A 14900-nucleotide genomic window follows, 5' to 3' on the forward strand; every position below is an offset into this window, starting at 1 on the left:
GCGTGTTTATTTTTTAATCTGCTATTTTAAGAAAAAACCATTGCCATAACTTCGGTTAAAGGCAATCTAGTCATATATAAGATAAGATAAATAACACAAATATCATGTCCAAATACATACTCTCAATTGATCAAGGAACCACAAGCTCTCGGGCCATCTTGTTTACAAAAGATGCAGACGTTTTTGGTACAGCACAACAAGAATTTTCGCAGCATTTTCCACAAAATGGTTGGGTAGAACACGACCCTAACGATATTTGGCAAACAGTGCTTAGCACTAGTCGCGAAGTGTTAACTAAAAACGATGTAAAGCCTGAAGAAATTATTGCCATTGGTATCACCAACCAGCGCGAAACCACTTTAGTGTGGAACAAAAAAACAGGCAAAACAATTTATAACGCTATTGTATGGCAAGACCGTCGCACCAATGACTATTGCGAAAGCCTAACAACTGATGAGCTTTGCCAAACGATAAGCGAAAAAACAGGCTTATTGCTCGACCCTTATTTTTCGGCCACTAAAATTCGTTGGATTTTAGATAACGTTGAAGGCGCACGCGAACAAGCCCTTGCAGGTGAGCTCGCCTTCGGTACGGTTGACACTTACCTACTTTGGCAGCTAACAGGCGGCAAAGAGCACCGCACCGATGCAACCAATGCATCGCGCACCATGTTATTTAATATTCATACCCAGCAGTGGGATCAAGAGCTTTTAGAGTTATTCGATATCCCAGAATCTATGCTGCCGGAAGTAATGGATTCTGCTGACGAGTTTGGTTCAACCAGCGCTGATATTTTTGGCGCGCCAATTCGTGTTTGTGGTATTGCAGGCGATCAACAAGCTGCGCTTGTAGGACACGCATGTTTTGAACAAGGCATGGCTAAAAGTACTTACGGTACTGGCTGTTTTTTAATGCTTAACACTGGCGAAAAAGCACTGACCTCAGAAAACCGCTTATTGACCACTGTTGCCTACAGATTAAACGGCAAGCCAACTTACGCCATTGAAGGCAGTATATTCATGGCTGGCGCAACTATGCAGTCGATTGTTGAAGGCTTAAAGCTACTTAGCCATGCTGGCGAAAGTGAGTCGATGGTTAAAGATGTACCGCTCGATCATGGTGTATTTTTAGTGCCTTCGTTTACGGGTTTAGGCGCTCCCTACTGGGACCCTAATGCGCGTGGCGCTATTTTAGGGCTAACACGCGACTCTGGTATTAGCACTATTGTTGCGGCTGCTTTGCAATCAGTTGGTTACCAGACCAAAGATTTACAAAAAGCGATGGAGCGTGATGGCCTTCGCCCAAGTGTGCTTCGTGTAGATGGCGGTATGGTAAAAAATAATTGGGTTATGACCTTTTTATCAAACATTTTAGGTGCAACAGTTGAGCGACCAACAGTGACCGAAACCACTTCTTTAGGGGTCGCTTATTTAGCGGGCTTGCAAGCAGGTGTGTACGAGTCGACTGAACAGTTATCTAAAATGTGGACATGCGACCGTCGCTTTGAGCCCACCATGAGTGCCGACGAGCGTAACGATCTATACGCAAAATGGCAGCACTGCGTAGCCCAAGTCTGCTTAACGAATAAAAACTGCCCGCAGTAAATACTAAGTGGCTAAGGCTAATACTTTAGCCACTTTGCTTTTTTAACTTAGCTAAATGCTAGATTTAAAAGGCATGCTTTACTGCTTAAAATTGAAAATGGATTGGCGTCAAAATTAACGAATGAAAATCTGGGTTTTCTATTGTCAAATGAAAACAGCAGCTTTATGATGTTTATGTCTTATTTATATTACAAATAAAAAGGTTAGCTCGGTGGAATTAGCAGATAACGAATATGACTTACTAGTCATCGGTGGCGTTGTAAACGGCACTGGAATAGCAGCTGATGCAGCTGGCAGAGGGTTAAAAGTTCTATTGTGCGAACAATCAGACCTTGCCTGTGCAACATCTTCAAACAGTTCTAAGCTGATCCACGGCGGTCTGCGCTACCTTGAGCATTACGAATTTAGATTAGTAAAAGAAGCGCTAGCAGAGCGAGAAGTGCTACTTAAAAACGCACCTCATATTATGTGGCCGCTAACCTTTAGATTGCCGCATCAAAAACACCTGCGCCCTGCGTGGATGATTCGTATTGGCTTGTTTATGTATGACAACCTAGCAAAACGCGAAACACTAGCGGGTTCTCGAAGCATTAAATTTGGTGAAAATAGCGTTTTAGAACCCTCTATTACTAAAGGTTTTGAGTACTCAGATGGCTGGGTTGATGACTCTCGCCTAGTCGTTTTAAACGCCCTAGCAGCGCAACAAAAAGGTGCTGTTATTACCACGCAAACTAAGTGTGTAAATGCTAAACGTGAGCAAGGTAAATGGCAGGTAACGCTTGAGCAGCAAAAGAGCAAAGCTAAATACACCATTTCTGCCAAAGGGATTGTTAATGCTGCGGGTCCTTGGGTTGCTAAATTATTTGACGAAGCCCTAACAGAAAAATCACCACAAAATATTCGCCTTGTAAAAGGTAGCCACATTGTAGTGCCTCGCATTCACGATGAAAAACAAGCTTATATTTTACAAAATAAAGATCAGCGTATTGTGTTTGTTATTCCGTTTGAAGATGACTTCTCACTTATTGGCACAACCGATGTAGAGCACAAAGGTGAAGCACAAGACGTTAAAATTAGTGATGAAGAAATTGATTACTTAATTGATATTACTAATACCTACTTTAAACAACCGATTAAACGCGAAGACATAGTACATACCTTTTCTGGTGTACGCCCATTACTTGATGACGAATCAGTTAATGCACAAGCCGTTACTCGCGATTATAAATTAGAGCTTTCGAGTGATGCTAAACAAACACCTCTACTGAGTGTGTTTGGCGGAAAAATTACAACTTATCGCAAACTTGCCGAAGCTGCGGTTAATAAGCTTGAAGATTTTTATCCGCAAATGAGCAATGCGTGGACCAAACATAGTTCACTCCCTGGTGGTGATTTTAGCTCTGTAAAAGCACTTAAATCAGAGCTAAAAGCAAAATACGAATGGCTACCTGAAATAACACTTAAACGCTTTGTACGCACTTATGGTACTCGTGCTAAACATATTTTAGGTAGTGCAACTGGGCTGAGTGATTTAGGCCAAGATTTTGGCCATGGTTTATTTGCAGTAGAAGTAGATTACTTGCTAAATGAAGAGTGGGCAGAAAACGCATACAATATTTTATGGCGCCGCAGCAAATTAGGACTACGTTTTAATGAGGCGCAAGTTGCTGCGCTTAATGATTACATTGAGCATAACCAAGCAGCTAAAAGCGCTTAACTATCAAGTTATAATAGCTTCCTGTTAACCCCTTTATAATTTAACCGTTATAAAGGGGTTTATTTTTTTGACTCTAAATTAAATAAATAATTAAAGCCGCTAAGCGTCGCTGTTTTAATATCAAACTCAACACACTTCACACCTATTTGGTTAAGCGCCGTAGTAAAACACTTATTCAGCTGCTTTGTGCCAATCACCACAACTTGCGTATCACTTAATAATTGCCATTCGCTAGCGTGGCGAGCTGCTCGTACATCGCTGCCAATTAATACACCCGACAAATAGGCTTTAGCTTGTACTGGCGTTAACTCCTTTGAAAGCTGGCGGGTACGCACACTAAAAATACCATGTGCCAAGTTACCGCTATCACTACCTAAAGTTAGCTCACAGCCTTGCTCAAATGCTTTAAAGTCAAACTCACCTTCTGCGCAGTCGTTAGGAATTAAAACACTTTGATGACATAACAAATCATATAACTCACCGGTCATGGCTGTTTTAAAGCAAATGATTTCGCCATTGTTTATAAGCACCCATTTGGTATGTGTGCCAGGCAAACAGAGTAATATTTTACCTTGTTGATACTGTGGATTTTGCTTTAAAAACCCTAAAATTTGCAGCTCTTCGCCGCGCATTACATCAAACAAGCCATTTTGCAGCGTACACTTTGTGCCAGGTAACGCTTTAATAATATGTCCATCGCAATCAAAGCTAACAGCAGCATCAAGTAACCCTTCGGGATTAATCGGGCATTCTAAATAAGGCGTTTCGTGCCAGCCGATGCTTGAGGTAATTTGTCCTGCAATATATATAGGTAAGCTGCCATATTCTTGCTTCCACACCGCAATGGTGTCGATTAGGGTTTGCTCAAAATTTTGATTTGCCTTAACAACACCAGGGCCATCACGTTGTGCTAATAGTTTAAGTGTTGATTGCGCTCGTACTTCGCACAAATAAGCGCGTAAATGGCTCGTGCCCCAGTCAACAGCAATAAAAAGAGATGAAGTAGCCAAGCTTTAAAGCCTCCCACCGTCAATTTTAATACTTTGCCCGGTGATCATACTGCTTTCATCGGCGGCTAAAAAGAGTGCCAAATTAGCAACATCTTCAGGAGTTACTAATTTTTTAAGTGCCATGGCTTCCATCCACTTAACTTGCTCTTCTTCGGTAAACCAGCTTGCTAGTTGACGGTCGGTAGCCACCCACCCTGGTAAAATAGCGTTAACGCGAATACCAAACTCGCCGTAATCGCGAGCCAGTGCCTTAGTCATACCAATAAGGCCTGCTTTTGCGGTTACATAGCCTGCCATTTGAGGTTGCCCCATAATAGCGTTAATAGAGCTAAAATTAATGATACTGCCGGCTCCATCGCCTTTCATAAAAGACATAGCAACTTGAGAGGCAAAAAATGCAGGGTTTAAGTTTATTTGTAAGCACTGATCCCAGTCTTGCACTGTAACGTCTTCGCTCGCTTGGCGGCGGTCGTTCGCTACATTATTAACTAGTACATTAATGGCATCAAAAGCGGCGCATGCATCCACAAGTGATTGCTGAAGTGCATGAGAGTCAGTTACATCAACTTGCCTATACCATAGTTTTGCATTGGGTAAATCACGAATAAGCGATTGCGCGGCCTTATCATCAATATCTATAAATGCTACTTTTGCATTTTGGTTTACAAAGGATTTAACCATTGCTCTACCAATGCCTGATGCACCGCCTGTAATAAAAATAACTTTACCAGAAAGACTATGATATTGAGCTAGGGTGTTCAAATTCAACTCTCCATACAGCGCATTTTCAATTTTAATTAAACCCTTTATAAACTTACATTTACATTATAAAGAGCCAAACTAAGTTGTTATTGCTGTGCTAAAATATTTAACTAATTAAAAGTTTATATCATATCCTTAAGTACATTAATATGATATATGATATATAATAAAGCAATATATCAACTCGGAATCCTGCGCAATGAAAAGCCAACCCCGTCAAAATTTAACACAACAATTAACCCACGATTTGGGTTTTGCTATTGTGCGTGGTGTTTACCCTGTAAGCGAAGGCCTGCCTTCTGAAGCCGATTTATGTATAAAGTATGATGTAAGTCGCAGCGCTACCCGCGAAGCGGTAAAAATGCTTTCTGCTAAAGGGTTAATTTCATCGCGTCCTAAGCAAGGTATTCGTGTATTACCTGAAAGTAGCTGGAACATGTTTGATACCGACGTACTACGTTGGATTTTAAGCAGCAAACCGTCACTGTCATTATTAAAAGAGTTTACTCAAGTACGCGTAGCCCTTGAACCACAAGCGGCCGCTCTTGCAGCACTAAATGCAACTGCTGAACAACTTGCCGATATAGATAGTGCCTTAGCCCGTATGGCTGAAGCAGACGAAGGCTTAGACGACCCATTAGAAGCCGACATTGCTTTTCATACCAGCATATTAGTGGCCAGTAACAATCGCTTTTTTGTGCAGTTAACTGAGTTTATTAGTACAGCTCTTAGAGTAAGTATTCGTTATACAAACCACATTAAAGGTGTACCGGGCGCAGATGTTGCTAAGCACGCTGATATTTTAGAGACTATAAAGTCACGCGATCCTGAGCGCGCTAAAAAAGCAGTAGAAACAATTTTAGAAGAAGCACTACAGTTAATTGAATCTAAATTAGTGTAATGTTAGTTCAACATATTATATAAATATTGAGTCCATCGAATTTACTCTTTGTAGTATATTTTATGGACTTTTTTATTGCTTATAAAACTTAAATTACAGGCATTAAAAAATCCGATATCAGTCTCCTGATATCGGATTTTTAATTATTTAAATCAGCTTAATAACTCGGGTTATTAACTAAGATAAAACGCCTTTTTACAGGCTAGAATTACAATCCTAATTTCTTCTCAAGATAGTGGATGTTAGTACCACCATTTTGGAAGTTTTCATCTGCAAGAATTCTCTTATGCAAAGGAGTATTAGTTTTAATTCCGTCAATTACTAGCTCGTTAAGTGCATTGCGCGCGCGGGCAATAGCTACGTCACGGTTTTCACCGTAAGTGATTAACTTACCTATCATTGAATCATAATGTGGTGGAACCGTATAGTCAGCGTAAATATGGCTGTCCCAACGAATACCTAAGCCACCAGCAGGATGAAAACGTGTAATTTTACCCGGTGAAGGGATAAACGTTTCAGGGTCTTCAGCATTAATACGACACTCAATAGCATGACCACGAATAACAACGTCGTCTTGCGTGAATGATAATGGTTGACCCGCAGCAATTTTTAACTGCTCTTTGATTAAATCAATACCAGTAACCATTTCAGTTACAGGGTGTTCAACCTGAATACGTGTATTCATTTCGATGAAGTAAAACTCGCCGTTTTCGTATAAAAACTCAAACGTACCTGCACCGCGGTAACCGATTTCGATACATGCACGTGTACAGCGTTCACCAATAAATTTACGTGTTTCTGCAGTAATACCTGGCGCTGGTGCTTCTTCAACTACTTTTTGGTGACGACGTTGCATAGAACAATCACGTTCACCTAAATGTACTGCATTACCTTGGCCATCTGCTAATACTTGAACTTCGATATGGCGTGGGTTTTCAAGGAATTTCTCCATGTAAACCATGCTATTACCAAAGAACTGCTTAGCTTCTTGCTGTGTTAATGCAATTGAATCAATAAGTTCAGATTCGCTACGAACAACACGCATACCACGACCACCACCGCCACCAGCGGCTTTGATGATTACCGGGTAACCGATTCGTTTAGCGATTTGCATGTTACGTTCTTTATCATCAGATACCGGACCATCAGACCCTGGTACACATGGAACGCCTGCTTTACGCATTGCTGAAATAGCAGAAACTTTATCACCCATAAGGCGAATAGTGTCACCTTTTGGACCAATAAATACAAAACCACTTTGCTCAACTTGGTCGGCAAAATCAGCGTTTTCTGCAAGGAAACCGTAACCTGGATGAATCGCTACAGCGTCAGTTATTTCAGCCGCAGCAATAATGCGCGGGATATCTAAATAACTTTCAGTTGCTGATGGTCTACCAATACAGATGGTTTCATCTGCAAGCAATACATGCTTAAGATCGCGATCCGCCGTTGAATGCACAGCAACCGTTTTGATCCCAAGCTCTTTGCAGGCGCGCAATATACGAAGTGCAATTTCACCTCGGTTTGCAATGACTACTTTATCTAACATTAGAGTTGGCCTTTTAGGTTACGCTATTATTCAATGATGAATAGAGGTTGATCAAATTCTATTGGCTCGCCATTTTCAGCTAAGATAGCTCTTACTGTACCGGCTTTATCTGACTCAATTTGGTTCATCATTTTCATAGCTTCGATAATACAAAGCGTATCGCCAACTTTAACTTGCTGACCAACTTCTACATACGCTGGAGCTTCAGGAGACGCTGCTGCATAGAAAGATCCAACCATTGGTGATTTAACTTGATGGCCAGTAGGTTCTGCTGGAGCTGATGCTTCAACTGCTACAGGAGCTGCTGCAACTGGAGCAGGGGCTGCTGGCGCTGGTGCATATTGCTGTGGAGCAAATTGCGGGTAACCGGGGCCTGCGCTCATGTTGTTACGGTTAATACGTACTGATTCTTCACCTTCAGTGATTTCTAGCTCAGCAATACCTGATTCTTCTACTAATTCGATAAGCTTCTTTATCTTGCGAATATCCATTACACGACCCGCCTGTTTGTTTGTGTGTTAATTTAAAATTAAATCGAGTTTTTCAACCGGCTCACAGCGGCATTTAATGCTGCGTGGTAACCCATTGCACCTAATCCACATATCACGCCTTGTGCCACATCAGAAAAATACGAATGATGACGAAAGGCTTCACGTGCGTGCACATTACTTAAGTGCACTTCAAAAAACGGAATATCAACACTTAGCAATGCATCACGTAATGCAACGCTTGTATGCGTAAATGCAGCAGGGTTAATTATTATGTAATCAACCGCTTGCCAAGCACTGTGTATTCGCTCAATGAGGGCTTGCTCACTATTACTTTGAAAATGTGCTAACTCAACATCTAGACTATCAGCGGCACTGGTTAGTTCGCTCATAATTTCACTTAGCGTTTGAAAACCGTATTTATCCGGTTCACGTTTGCCAAGCATGTTCAAATTTGGACCATTTATAACTAAAAGGTTAAATTTTGTAGCCATAATACGCGATATATCCTATAAGTAATGAGTTAAGCGGTTGCTAAGTAGTTTTCCGCTTTTAAGTAAGCAGAAAAAAGTAATGTAGCAACAAATTCTCACGTTAACCAACTATTATAGTGATTTCGATGTAAATAGCAGCAAAATACTGGTCCAATCTCTGTTTTGGGAACGAATAACTAGGAGGGAGTCGTAAGCCACTTGGTATATCCAAGTGGCTCTATTGCACTATTATTGTGCGCTGGCGCGCACTGTAGCAAGGTGTTTAGCAAAATCTTCTGCGTTTAAAAAGCCGGTTACACGTTGTGTAGTTAGCTCTTTACCTTGGGTGTTAAAAAACAAAATACTAGGTAAACCAAACACGGTGTACTCTTCCATTAACTCAATTGTTTTATTGTCACTGTTTGTTAAATCAACTTGAATTAGCTGATAATGGCTAAATTCACTTTGCACTTTGGCATCTGGAAACGTGTAATGCTCAAACTCTTTACACGCCACACACCAGTCAGCATATAAGTCGACCATAACCATTCGACCTTCATTACTCGCTTGCGCTACGGCTTCTTTTAGCTCAGCTAAATCCGCCACCTTTTTAAACTCATTACTTTGTGAGCTAACTTGCACAGCTTGTACTGGCCAAAAGTAGTTTTTAGTTAACGTAAACCCTGTCATAACTAATAGCGTTGCAGCAAACCATAATGCAGTTTTTAACTTGCTTTGTGTTTGGCTACTTTGCCAGTGATGTAGGTAAAGTGCCGTTGCTAATGCAAGCACACCTGCCATTAATAATATAATGTCGGCGCTTACTAGTCGCTCAAGTAATATAAGCGGCACAACGAGCATCACAAAACCAAACAAGGTTTTAACTTGCTCCATCCAACCACCTGCTTTAGGCAGCAATTTACCGCCAGATGTACCAAGTAATAAAAGTGGTAACCCCATACCTAAACTAAGCACGTATAGTGTTAAACCACCTACTAAGTAATCACCACTTTGCGCAACAAATAAGAGCGCCGCCGACAGTGGCGCTGTAGTACACGGTGATGCAATTAGCCCCGACAGTACGCCCATTAAAAATACGCCAACGTAGTTGCCGCCTTTTTGATTGTTACTTACTTGAGTTAGCTTGCTCATCATACTGCTTGGCAGTTTTATTTCGTACCAACCAAACATCGACATAGCCAATAATACAAATAGTAAACTAAAGCTAACTAATACAAATGGATGCTGTAAATACCCCTGCACTTGCCCACCAAGCGCCGCAACAACTAAACCAAGCGCTGCATAGGTAACTGCCATGCCTTGTATATATACAAACGACAACGCAAACGCTTTTTTAGTTGAAAGGTTTTGCTGACCCGCAATTAAGCTCGACAAAATAGGAAACATTGGAAATACGCAAGGCGTAAAAGCAAGGCCTACACCAACAACAAAAAATATAAGTAAATTAGTTATTAAGCCCTGACTTGCTAACTGTTCAGTAAAAGTAAGTTCTTTTTCGGTATCATCCGAATTTGTTGTAGGTTCAGTAGCTGGCTCGTTGAGTGCTGCAAATGTGCTTTGCGCAGTTGCTGCTTCATCTGTAGTGTTATTTTGGTCTACATTTTTAACCTGTGCACCACTAATAACACTAAGTGGGATGCTGATTACTTCTGGTGGATAGCAAAGCCCTGCTTTTGCACAGCCTTGGTAACGAACTTTAACCACAGCGCCTTCGGTTACATTACTTAGCTTACTAATAACACTCGCGGAATTAAAAAAAACCTCTGTTTTACCAAAAAATTCATCTTCAATAATTTCGCCACGGCCAGAATCGCCTACTTGAATGTTTGCACCTTTGGCGATAATTTCTATTTTCTTTTTATATAAATAATAGTCTGGCGCTATATCCCAACCTACAAACAAGGTACTGCCTTGCTGGTCAAAATCAAAAACAAACGCTTGGTCTACAGGTAAAAAAGTCTGTTGCGGAGGCCCAAGTAGATCACCAAGCACATTATTAGTCGCAGCCTTTACGGGTACAGTTAATAATGTAACCAACAATAAAAAGAAAAAACGCATTAATTCAGTACCTCGTCCATCCAATTAAAATACGCCAAATTACCGGTTGAAACTTCTACAACCTGAATCTCCGGCACTTCGTAGCTATGTAGCTCTTTTATTGTTAAAAACACATCGTTCATTTTATCTGCTTTTGTTTTTATAAGTAGCTTGGCTTCAGTTGCTTCTGCTACTTCGCCCTCCCACATATAAATAGAGCCCATGTTAGGTAAAATATTTACACAAGCTGCTAGCTTTTTTTCTACCAACGCCCTTGCTAGGCTGCGTGCTTCTGCTTCGTCTTTGCAAGTCGTAAAAATCATTTTAAAATGCGTAGTCATTATGAACCTATTCTTATTGGACAGTGTCTAGCTTCATAGTATCTGATAGCCGATACAATGTGTAGACGCTTAAATATCAGTAAAATGACTATACCTATGCCCTAACCTTGAAAAGAGACCTAGTCACCCTCATTTATATTTCATCAACTCTTTTGAGTGTCATTATTTAGAGAGCGCTATGTTTAGATTTTTATTTGTGTTGTTTATCATCATCCCTATTATCGAAATCGCTTTGCTGATTCAAGTAAGCGATGTGATTGGCGGATTTGCAACAATTGCACTTGTTGTTATTACCGCGATTTTAGGTGCCAAAATGGTTAAAACACAAGGTATGGGTGCGCTGCAAAACGTACAAGCGCAAATGGCGCAAGGGCAAATGCCAGCCAAAGAATTATTTACCGGAATATGCGTTGTAATTGCAGGGGTATTATTACTTACCCCTGGCATTATGACCGACGTGTTTGGGTTACTATTATTAACGCCTGCAATTCGTAACAAACTGGCCGCAGGTCTTGCTAGCCAAGCAACTGTTAGAATGAGCGCAGGTAGGCAACAAGGGCCATCGCCGTTTGCTGGGCAGCAACATGCTGAACGAGAGCAAGGGCAAATGGAACGACCAACGACTATTGATGGCGAATATGAGCGAAAAGATTAAAAATTTATCATTTTTTCTCTTGGAATTTTACACTCTACCCCCATTAATGAATGCAAATTAGAAAAGCTTTTTTCTGTACTGTTCAGAAACTGTTAGGAGAACTAAAAAACATGAACATTCGTCCTTTACAAGATCGCGTAATCGTTAAACGTCTAGAAGAAGAAACAAAATCTGCTGGCGGTATTGTATTAACTGGCTCTGCAGCTGAAAAATCAACTCGCGGAGAAGTTGTAGCCGTAGGTAATGGTCGCGTTTTAGATAACGGTGACGTGAGAGCGTTAGAAGTTAAAGCCGGTGACACTGTGTTATTTGGCTCATATGTTGAAAAAGTTGAAAAGATCGAAGGTCAAGAGTACCTGATCATGCGTGAAGATAATATTTTAGGCATTGTAGGCTAAACCTACTTTTCGTTTATAAACATTTAAGAATTTAGAGGAATTTAAAACATGGCAGCAAAAGAAGTACTTTTTGCAGGTGACGCACGCGCTAAAATGCTAACTGGCGTAAACATCCTGGCAAACGCAGTAAAAGTTACATTAGGTCCTAAAGGCCGTAACGTTGTACTAGACAAATCATTTGGCTCTCCAGTTATCACTAAAGATGGTGTATCTGTAGCAAAAGAAATCGAACTTGAAGACAAGTTTGAAAACATGGGCGCACAAATGGTTAAAGAAGTTGCATCTAAAGCAAATGATGCAGCCGGCGATGGTACAACTACCGCTACAGTACTTGCACAGTCTATTGTTAATGAAGGCCTTAAAGCTGTTGCAGCAGGCATGAATCCAATGGATCTTAAGCGCGGCATCGACAAAGCAGTTATTGCTGCTGTTGCAGAGCTTAAAGCGTTATCTGTTCCTTGTTCTGATACTAAAGCAATTGCACAAGTAGGTACTATTTCTGCTAACTCTGATCAAGAGATTGGTAATATCATTGCTCAAGCAATGGAAAAAGTAGGCCGCAACAGTGGTGTTATTACTGTAGAAGAAGGTCAATCACTTGAAAACGAACTAGATGTTGTTGAAGGCATGCAGTTTGACCGTGGTTACTTATCTCCTTACTTTATCAACAGCCCAGAAAAAGGCACTGTTGAGCTAGATAACCCATTTATTCTACTTGTAGATAAAAAAATATCTAACATCCGTGAATTATTACCAACATTAGAAGCGGTTGCTAAAGCAAGTAAACCACTACTAATCATTGCAGAAGACCTTGAAGGCGAAGCACTAGCTACATTAGTAGTTAATAACATGCGCGGTATTGTTAAAGTATCAGCTGTTAAAGCACCTGGCTTTGGCGATCGTCGTAAAGCAATGCTACAAGATATCGCTGTATTAACTGGCGGTACTGTTATTTCTGAAGAAATCGGCTTAGAGCTTGAAAAAGCAACAGTTGAAGACCTAGGTACAGCTAAACGCGTAATTATCACTAAAGATGATACAACTATCATTGACGGTGCTGGCGAAGAAGCGAGTATTACTGGTCGTGTTTCTCAAATTAAAGCACAAATTGAAGAAGCTACATCTGACTACGATAAAGAAAAACTTCAAGAGCGCATGGCTAAATTAGCTGGCGGTGTTGCAGTAATCAAAGTAGGTGCTGCTACTGAAATCGAAATGAAAGAGAAAAAAGACCGCGTTGAAGATGCATTAAATGCAACTCGTGCAGCGGTTGAAGAAGGCGTAGTACCTGGCGGCGGTGTTGCACTTGTACGTGCTGCTAGCAAGCTAGTTGATTTAGTTGGCGACAACGAAGATCAAAACCACGGTATTAAAGTTGCACTTCGTGCGATGGAAGCACCACTTCGTCAAATCGTAACTAACGCAGGCGACGAAGCATCAGTTGTAATTAACGCAGTTAAAGGCGGCGATGGTAACTACGGTTACAACGCAGCAACTGGCGAATACAACGACATGATTGAAATGGGTATCCTAGATCCTACTAAAGTAACACGCTCTGCGCTACAGTTTGCAGGGTCTATTGCGGGTCTAATGATCACTACTGAAGCAATGGTAGCTGAAATCCCTAAAGACGAATCTGCTGGTGCACCTGATATGGGCGGCATGGGTGGAATGGGTGGTATGGGCGGCATGATGTAATCATCCCCTAAACACCTAGCTCAAATAAAAACCCAGCTTCGGCTGGGTTTTTAGCTATTGGGCACAAATAAAGTAAAAGCCACAGGTGTGGCTAATTAATAAAATGACTTCGCGTATCCCTTTGCTTCTTAAATGCATGCCAAGCCATACTCAGAGTTAATTTTATTTATTAAAAATTATTAAGGATATTAAGATGAATAAAAAACCTGAACTAATCATCTCATCACTCGATGCAGATAGATTGTATGACTTAATGGAATCATTGCCTGCAGGTAGCTTTGCTAATAAAGAAGAATTGGAAGCTGAACTGGCACGAGCGGCAATAGTCGAACCTAAAGATATGCCATCGTCAGTTGTAACAATGAACTCAACTGTAAACTTTATTGTTGAGTCTTCTAAAGAAGAATTTACGTTAACCTTAGTGTACCCAAAAAACAGTGACTCTAGCGGCGATAAAATATCGATATTATCCCCCGTTGGTAGCGCATTACTTGGGCTAAACCAAGGCGATGAAATTGAGTGGCCTAAACCGAGTGGCGGCTTAATAAAGGTAAAAATAAAAGAAGTAACCTATCAACCAGAACGTACTGGCGAATTACACAGATAAACATTTTATGCATTTAACGCTAAAACTCGACTTAAAGTAAACCCAGCCTCGGCTGGGTTTTGCTTTTTATTATAAACCAGATTGTTACTGTTTAATTTATACCTATAAATAAGCTACATACTGCGAGCATATACCCTACTTGATCGTTTACTAAATATGATAAAAAGTACATTTATTTAATAGTACGGAGTAAACCAAACATGACTAACGTTCAACAGCATATAAGCGGCATTGCATTAGTTGTTAAGGACTACGACGATGCCATTGAGTTTTATACTCAAAAGCTCAACTTTGAGTTAGTCGAGGATACTGATTTAGGAGATGGTAAACGCTGGGTATTAATTTCACCTCCAAATTCAAACGGGGCTTGTTCAAACAGAGCTAATTCGAGCAGGACTAATCTACTGCTTGCTAAAGCCACAACGCCCAAACAAATTAGCGCTATTGGTAATCAAACGGGTGGTCGCGTGTTTTTATTTTTGCATACTAATGATTTCTGGCGAGATTATAATTTAATGCTTTCTAAAGGTGTTACATTTAACGAAGAGCCTAGAGTAGAACCCTATGGCACCGTAGTGGTTTTTGAAGACCTATATGGTACAAAATGGGATTTACTGCAGCTTAATAATTAGTTATGTA

15 protein-coding genes are annotated in these 14900 nt (G+C 40.7%); 8 read left to right on the top strand and 7 right to left on the bottom strand.

Features of this window, described 5'->3' with window-relative positions:
- Positions 1 to 104 precede the first annotated feature (104 nt).
- Entirely contained in the window at positions 105 to 1604 is a 1500-nt protein-coding gene (gene glpK, locus H4J63_RS00140; protein WP_182193705.1) for a glycerol kinase GlpK, read from the top strand.
- Positions 1605 to 1815: 211 nt separating this feature from the next.
- Positions 1816 to 3321 (top strand): glycerol-3-phosphate dehydrogenase, encoded by a 1506-nt coding sequence (gene glpD / locus H4J63_RS00145; protein WP_182193707.1) that lies wholly within the window; start codon positions 1816 to 1818, stop codon positions 3319 to 3321.
- A gap of 59 nt (positions 3322 to 3380) precedes the next feature.
- Here glpD and H4J63_RS00150 read toward each other — a convergent pair whose 3' ends face one another.
- Both H4J63_RS00150 and H4J63_RS00155 read right to left on the bottom strand, forming a co-directional pair.
- Positions 3381 to 4331 carry a 2-dehydro-3-deoxygalactonokinase gene (locus H4J63_RS00150; protein WP_182193709.1) on the bottom strand — a complete coding sequence of 317 codons (951 nt, stop codon included), beginning with the start codon at positions 4329 to 4331 and terminating at the stop codon, positions 3381 to 3383.
- Positions 4332 to 4334: 3 nt separating this feature from the next.
- Positions 4335 to 5093 (bottom strand): SDR family NAD(P)-dependent oxidoreductase, encoded by a 759-nt coding sequence (locus H4J63_RS00155; RefSeq protein ID WP_182193711.1) that lies wholly within the window; start codon positions 5091 to 5093, stop codon positions 4335 to 4337.
- A gap of 199 nt (positions 5094 to 5292) precedes the next feature.
- Between H4J63_RS00155 and H4J63_RS00160 the strand changes: the two genes are divergently transcribed.
- Positions 5293 to 5994: a FadR/GntR family transcriptional regulator gene (locus H4J63_RS00160; RefSeq protein ID WP_024596672.1), complete on the top strand. Its 702-nt coding sequence runs from the start codon at positions 5293 to 5295 to the stop codon at positions 5992 to 5994.
- A gap of 208 nt (positions 5995 to 6202) precedes the next feature.
- On the opposite strand, the gene accC is transcribed toward H4J63_RS00160, so the two are convergent.
- From accC to cutA, 5 genes are all read right to left on the bottom strand, one after another.
- Positions 6203 to 7543, bottom strand: coding sequence for an acetyl-CoA carboxylase biotin carboxylase subunit (gene accC, locus H4J63_RS00165; protein ID WP_002958843.1), 1341 nt, complete (start codon positions 7541 to 7543; stop codon positions 6203 to 6205).
- 26 nt (positions 7544 to 7569) lie between these two features.
- Complete coding sequence (gene accB, locus H4J63_RS00170) at positions 7570 to 8034, bottom strand: acetyl-CoA carboxylase biotin carboxyl carrier protein (RefSeq protein WP_024606502.1); 465 nt, start codon at positions 8032 to 8034, stop codon at positions 7570 to 7572.
- A 38-nt stretch (positions 8035 to 8072) separates the two neighbouring features.
- Entirely contained in the window at positions 8073 to 8525 is a 453-nt protein-coding gene (aroQ, locus tag H4J63_RS00175) for a type II 3-dehydroquinate dehydratase (protein WP_024606503.1), read from the bottom strand.
- A gap of 228 nt (positions 8526 to 8753) precedes the next feature.
- On the bottom strand, positions 8754 to 10583 hold the full coding sequence (locus tag H4J63_RS00180; RefSeq protein WP_024606504.1) for a protein-disulfide reductase DsbD: 1830 nt from the start codon (positions 10581 to 10583) through the stop codon (positions 8754 to 8756).
- Positions 10583 to 10903 (bottom strand): divalent-cation tolerance protein CutA, encoded by a 321-nt coding sequence (cutA, locus tag H4J63_RS00185; protein WP_002958839.1) that lies wholly within the window; start codon positions 10901 to 10903, stop codon positions 10583 to 10585. Before cutA ends, H4J63_RS00180 begins: the two co-directional genes overlap by 1 nt.
- Before the next feature lie 178 nt (positions 10904 to 11081).
- Between cutA and H4J63_RS00190 the strand changes: the two genes are divergently transcribed.
- The 5 genes from H4J63_RS00190 to H4J63_RS00210 all read left to right on the top strand — a co-directional run bounded on the left by H4J63_RS00190 (position 11082) and on the right by H4J63_RS00210 (position 14893).
- Positions 11082 to 11558 carry an FxsA family protein gene (locus H4J63_RS00190; RefSeq protein WP_002958838.1) on the top strand — a complete coding sequence of 159 codons (477 nt, stop codon included), beginning with the start codon at positions 11082 to 11084 and terminating at the stop codon, positions 11556 to 11558.
- Between the two features lie 110 nt (positions 11559 to 11668).
- Complete coding sequence (locus tag H4J63_RS00195; RefSeq protein ID WP_002958836.1) at positions 11669 to 11956, top strand: co-chaperone GroES; 288 nt, start codon at positions 11669 to 11671, stop codon at positions 11954 to 11956.
- A 48-nt stretch (positions 11957 to 12004) separates the two neighbouring features.
- Positions 12005 to 13654, top strand: a complete 1650-nt coding sequence (gene groL / locus H4J63_RS00200; RefSeq protein WP_024606505.1) for a chaperonin GroEL — start codon at positions 12005 to 12007, stop codon at positions 13652 to 13654.
- Between the two features lie 193 nt (positions 13655 to 13847).
- Entirely contained in the window at positions 13848 to 14261 is a 414-nt protein-coding gene (gene rnk, locus H4J63_RS00205; RefSeq protein ID WP_024606506.1) for a nucleoside diphosphate kinase regulator, read from the top strand.
- 200 nt (positions 14262 to 14461) lie between these two features.
- Positions 14462 to 14893, top strand: coding sequence for a VOC family protein (locus tag H4J63_RS00210; RefSeq protein WP_024606507.1), 432 nt, complete (start codon positions 14462 to 14464; stop codon positions 14891 to 14893).
- Positions 14894 to 14900 lie beyond the last annotated feature (7 nt).

Origin of the sequence: Pseudoalteromonas sp. 5Ae-yellow, assembly GCF_014077565.1 — a bacterium.
In the GTDB taxonomy this organism is placed as follows: domain Bacteria; phylum Pseudomonadota; class Gammaproteobacteria; order Enterobacterales; family Alteromonadaceae; genus Pseudoalteromonas.

Coding starts and splice junctions, on each gene's coding strand:
- glpK (WP_182193705.1), top strand. CDS start 105: ATGTCCAAATACATACTCTCAATTGATCAAGGAACCACAAGCTCTCGG.
- H4J63_RS00190 (WP_002958838.1), top strand. CDS start 11,082: ATGTTTAGATTTTTATTTGTGTTGTTTATCATCATCCCTATTATCGAA.
- groL (WP_024606505.1), top strand. CDS start 12,005: ATGGCAGCAAAAGAAGTACTTTTTGCAGGTGACGCACGCGCTAAAATG.
- H4J63_RS00210 (WP_024606507.1), top strand. CDS start 14,462: ATGACTAACGTTCAACAGCATATAAGCGGCATTGCATTAGTTGTTAAG.
- accB (WP_024606502.1), bottom strand. CDS start 8,034: ATGGATATTCGCAAGATAAAGAAGCTTATCGAATTAGTAGAAGAATCA.
- H4J63_RS00195 (WP_002958836.1), top strand. CDS start 11,669: ATGAACATTCGTCCTTTACAAGATCGCGTAATCGTTAAACGTCTAGAA.
- H4J63_RS00180 (WP_024606504.1), bottom strand. CDS start 10,583: ATGCGTTTTTTCTTTTTATTGTTGGTTACATTATTAACTGTACCCGTA.
- rnk (WP_024606506.1), top strand. CDS start 13,848: ATGAATAAAAAACCTGAACTAATCATCTCATCACTCGATGCAGATAGA.
- H4J63_RS00160 (WP_024596672.1), top strand. CDS start 5,293: ATGAAAAGCCAACCCCGTCAAAATTTAACACAACAATTAACCCACGAT.
- accC (WP_002958843.1), bottom strand. CDS start 7,543: ATGTTAGATAAAGTAGTCATTGCAAACCGAGGTGAAATTGCACTTCGT.
- aroQ (WP_024606503.1), bottom strand. CDS start 8,525: ATGGCTACAAAATTTAACCTTTTAGTTATAAATGGTCCAAATTTGAAC.
- cutA (WP_002958839.1), bottom strand. CDS start 10,903: ATGACTACGCATTTTAAAATGATTTTTACGACTTGCAAAGACGAAGCA.